The sequence below is a fragment of the Prevotella jejuni genome (assembly GCF_900187995.1).
Classification (GTDB): domain Bacteria; phylum Bacteroidota; class Bacteroidia; order Bacteroidales; family Bacteroidaceae; genus Prevotella; species Prevotella jejuni.
In genome coordinates, this window is sequence record NZ_FZNZ01000073.1 from 1 (window position 1) to 4933 (window position 4933).

At 45.6% G+C, this 4933-nt stretch carries 3 protein-coding genes; all 3 read left to right on the plus strand.

Annotated features, from left to right (window positions below; all coding sequences use genetic code 11):
- Nucleotides 1-3162 (plus strand): RHS repeat-associated core domain-containing protein (locus CHB62_RS14230; protein WP_141240452.1); only part of this gene is annotated, 3162 nt, incomplete at its 5' end.
- A complete protein-coding gene (locus CHB62_RS14235) occupies nucleotides 3146-3595 on the plus strand; it encodes a hypothetical protein (RefSeq protein ID WP_089367342.1) in 450 nt (149 codons plus the stop codon). The genes CHB62_RS14230 and CHB62_RS14235, both read left to right, overlap by 17 nt.
- A gap of 187 nt (nucleotides 3596-3782) precedes the next feature.
- Nucleotides 3783-4933: RHS repeat domain-containing protein (locus CHB62_RS14240; protein WP_438268815.1), on the plus strand; the 1151-nt coding region annotated here is incomplete at its 3' end.

Consider the following 4933-nt stretch of genomic DNA (forward strand, 5'->3'; position numbering starts at 1 on the left):
GACATACAGCACCCAAGCGATGATATGGAGACCGTAACCTTCGTGGATGGCTTCGGGCGTCCCGTTCAGGTGAAGAAAGACGGTGTGGTAACGACTGCTTCTAAGGGTAGTGCTCCGAAAGACGAGACCGTGATGATTGTCAGCGGACGCAACGTCTATGACGCTTTCGGTCGTGTGGCTAAGGCTTATTACCCTGTAACCGAAGCAGTGGGAAACAAGACAACTTTCAACAAGGCTTTTGACAACGTGTCGCCAACCGTAACGGTTTATGACGTGCTTGACCGTGCCATGAAAGTAACACTTCCGGACAATGCTGAGACCAAGACGGAATACTCTACAGATGCAGGTAGCAATGCACTCGTAACGACTGTAACTGATGCGTTGGGTAATCGTCAGGCAACTTATACCGATGGTAGTGGCAAGACGGTGAAGACCGAGCAACTCAGCGGACCCGATGGTATCATTACCACTTCTTTCGAGTATGATGGTATCGACCGATTGGTCAAGGTAACAGACACGGAGGGCAACGTAACGACATCCGTCTATGATATGGGCGACCGTCGCACAGAGGTGAACCACCCTGCCAGCGGTATCACCACATTTACCTACGATGCCTTGGGTAATGTGCTCACCAAGCAGACCGCCAACCTCAAGAAGGAAGGCAAGACCATCAACTACGAGTACGACTACGCCAGGCTGACAGCCATCAGCTACCCCGACCATCCCGAGAACAACGTGAAGTACTACTATGGTGGACGCAATGCCTCGCAGAACCGCATCGGCAGGCTGATGCTGCGCGAGGACGGCAGCGGTGCCATCGAATACTTCTACGGCAAGATGGGCGAGGTTGTCAAGACCCGCCGCACGATGATCGTGCCGAACCAGGCCATTGCCACCTACGTGACACAGTGGACCTATGACAGCCACAACCGACTCTTGGAGATGATCTACCCCGACGAGGAGAAGGTTACTTATTCTTACAACCTCGGCGGACAGCTTACCCATGTGCGCGGCTACAAGTCTTACGGCTACGACTACGTGCAAAAGATTGGCTACGACAAGTTCGAGCAGCGCAGCTACCTGAAATACTGCAACGGGGCGGAGACGTTCTATAGCTACGATCCACAGCGCCGTCGCCTGCAGAACCTCGTGGTGAATGCCAAGGCAGGCACCATCATGGACAATGCCTACAGCTATGACGCAGTGAGCAACGTACTTTCGGTTGCCAACAACGCGCCACTGCCACAGGGTGGCAAGGCGGGCGGTCAGATGAGCCATACCTACGGCTACGATGCACTGTATCGCCTGACGAGCGCAGGCGGAACATACAAGGGTGCGGACAACAAGTCGGCTACCTATACCCTTACCATGCGCTATGACAACATGCACCGCATCACGAGCAAGAAGCAGCACCTCTCGCAGAGCGGCGTACAGTTCGATGGCACGCTCAACGCGGGCTATGACCTCACCTATACCTACGGGAACAGTGAGGGAAAGAAGTTCCAATTGGATAACGTGCGTGATCTGAACTACCGCACGGAGGAGACTCCTACCGACAGTGCGACCATTAACAACGGTCACAAGTACGAGTACGATGCCAACGGAAACCTTGTCTATATCAATACCTCTCGTGTGAAGAGGGACGGCAAGGAAGACGAAAAGGCCGGCGAGCAGAAGTACCGCTGGGATGAAGAAAATCGTCTTCTTGCTACTGATGAGAACGGTTTTATAGCTAACTATTGGTATGATGCCGATGGCGAGCGCACGGTGAAGTCGAGTGGTGAGAACGAGGAAATTTATGTAAATTCCGAGTTCTCAGGCGGACGCACCAACACGGCTAAGTTCTCATTATACGTCAGTCCGTATTTGGTGGCAAGTCAGGGTGGCAGATACACCAAACATATCTACATCGGTTCACAGAGAATCGTATCTAAGCTCGGTGACTTGGCATCTTACGGTGCCGACCCACGTCGCATTCCCTACGCAGGCAACGAGGCGGACGGCATCACAGTCGACTACAAGGCGAAATATGCCTTGCAACAGCAGTCCATCAAGGACAACTATAAGGACTTCGGCGTGGCTTACAACGGCGAAGACAACGACGACTACGTAAACGGTCAGGGCTTTTGCTGCAACGACGGTTCATTGGAGGCTGCACAGACAAGGGCGATGGCTATGCGGAGTGCGAAGGCAAAGTCCGTCAATGGCAACTTCAAGCCGAATGACGACTATGAGAGAATGCAGTTCTACTACCATCCCGACCATTTGGGAAGCTCAAGTTACATCACGAACTTGGACGGTGAGGTGGCTCAGCACATCGAGTACGTGCCATTCGGCGAAGTATTTATCGAAGAGCGCAACAACACTTGGAACACACCTTACCTCTTCAATGCCAAGGAGTTTGACGAGGAGACGGGAATGTACTATTATGGTGCAAGGTACTATGAGCCGAGGTTGAGCCTTTGGATAAGTGTGGATCCGATGGAAGAAAAATATCCCAATATTGGAGGATATGTATATTGTGTAAATAATCCTGTGAAATTTGTGGATTTGGATGGAAGAGACTGGATACTATCAGTAGGTAACAGAGTTTATTGGTATGGAGGAAAAGTTGGAAATAAAAAACATTTAATGTACACTTTTAAAGCCACATCTGGATATAAGGGGTTAGATACGAAAGGAACTTATTGGAATCTTCAAAAAGCCAAATATCAAAATGTTAGGAATGGGGGGCCTACAGCTGAAGGTACATATCACATAAACCTCAAACCAGATCCTAATCGAGTAGCAGAAACTGATACTAAGACTGGTGCATTAAAAAAGAATCCTAGTGGTGGCATAGAGAAAATTCCTGATTTTGTAGAAAATCCCAATAAACGTGGATATGGCTGGACATATGAAGAATGGGGAAAGAATAGAGCCTCGTTAACTCCAGACAAAGTAACAGGTGCTACAAATGAAGAAAGAGATAATAACTCATATTATTTTCATGATTCTCAAAAAGGATATTCGCATGGTTGTACAGAAGTAGAAACAGAGTTGTTTAATAAGCTTAATGATTATCGAAAAGCAGGACATGATAGAATTGATGTAATAGTGAAATACCCTGGTCCAAATCATTCAACAAATGGAGGAACAAAGAAAAATGAGAAAAACAAATAATTTATTGTTATTGTTATTATTATTGTTTAATTTCAATAGTTCTTATTCACAAGTAGATTTAGATAGTATAAAGATTAAACCTATCAACAAAGTTTATTCTATTTCAGACACTATTTCACTTTCCCTTTATAATAAGAGCAGTGAAAAAATTTATATGTTGATTTCTTTAGAGAAAAAAAGGGGAAGGGAGTGGAAGTTATATTTATCTGATATTTTTCAAAAAGATAGTATTTTTATGGTAAAGAATATTTTATATTTGAATAGCTTAGAGAAAAGAAATGAATATTGGAAAATTAAAAATAATATGTATCATAAGAAAAATAAAAATTTATATAGATTTTTATTTCATATAGGAACTTCTCCAGATCGATTATCTCTTGTTAGATATTCAACAGTCTTTTATGTGGGTAATGCTCCAAAAAGGGAGTTGTAAAAATAATCACTTGATTTTCAAAAGATTTCTTTAATAATATGCATAAAGGCAGGGATAAAGTTTCTGCCTTTTGCTATCTTTACAAGAAAAAACAACGAAATCATGAACCAGCAAGAATGTTTTGGGACTTTATCAGGGTGCGGACAATAAGACGGCTTCTTACACCCTTGCGATGGGCTATGACAATATGCACCGTATCACAAGCAAGAAGCAACACCTCTCACAGACGGGCGTACAGTTTGACGGCACGCTCAATGCAGGCTACGAACTCGCTTATACTTACGGCAAGGATGCGGGCAGAAAGTTCCAGCTTGACAATGTTCGTGATATTAACTACCGAACGGAAGAAACTCCTACGGACAGCACGAACATCAACAACGGACACAAGTACACTTACGACCTCAACGGAAACCTTGTCTATATCAATACCTCACGTGTAAAGAAAGACGGTAAGGAGGATGAAAAGGCAAGTGAGCAGAAGTACCGTTGGGACGAGGAGAATCGCTTGTTGGCAGCTGATGAGAACGGATTTGTGAGCAACTATTGGTATGATGCCGATGGCGAGCGCACAGTTAAGACGAGTGGCGAGAATGAAGCCATCTATGTGAACTCTGAGTTCTCGGGTGGTAACACTGGTACGGCAAGGTTCAGTCTCTATGTCAGTCCATACCTCGTGGCAGGACAAGGTGGCAAGTACACCAAGCATATCTACATCGGCTCGCAGCGTATTGTCAGCAAGCTTGGCGACCTCGCAAGCTATGGTGCAGACCCAAGACGAATACCGTATGCAGGCAATGAGGCTGACGGTGTAACCGTAGACTATAAGGCAAAATATAGTCAGCAACTGCAATCCATTAAGGATAACTACAAGGCGTTTGACCAACCTTATAATGGTAAGGACAATGACGACTATGTAAATGGTCAAGGCTTCTGCTGCAACGATGGCACGCCGGAGGCAACACAGGCAAGGGCAATGGCACGCACAAGGTCTGCAAATGGAAACTTCAAACCAAATGAAGATTACGAAAAGATGCAGTTCTACTACCATCCTGACCATTTGGGTAGCAGTAGCTACATCACCAACCTTGATGGCGAAGTATCGCAGCATATCGAATACGTTCCATTTGGCGAAGTATTCATAGAAGAACGCAACAATACTTGGAATACGTCTTATCTCTTTAATGCGAAGGAGTTTGACGAGGAAACGGGTATGTACTACTATGGTGCAAGGTATTATGAACCGAGGTTGAGTCTGTGGATGAGTACAGATCCGTTGCAGGAAAAATTTGTAGATGCTAGTCCGTATGTATATTGTTTGCAAAACCCTATCATAATCTT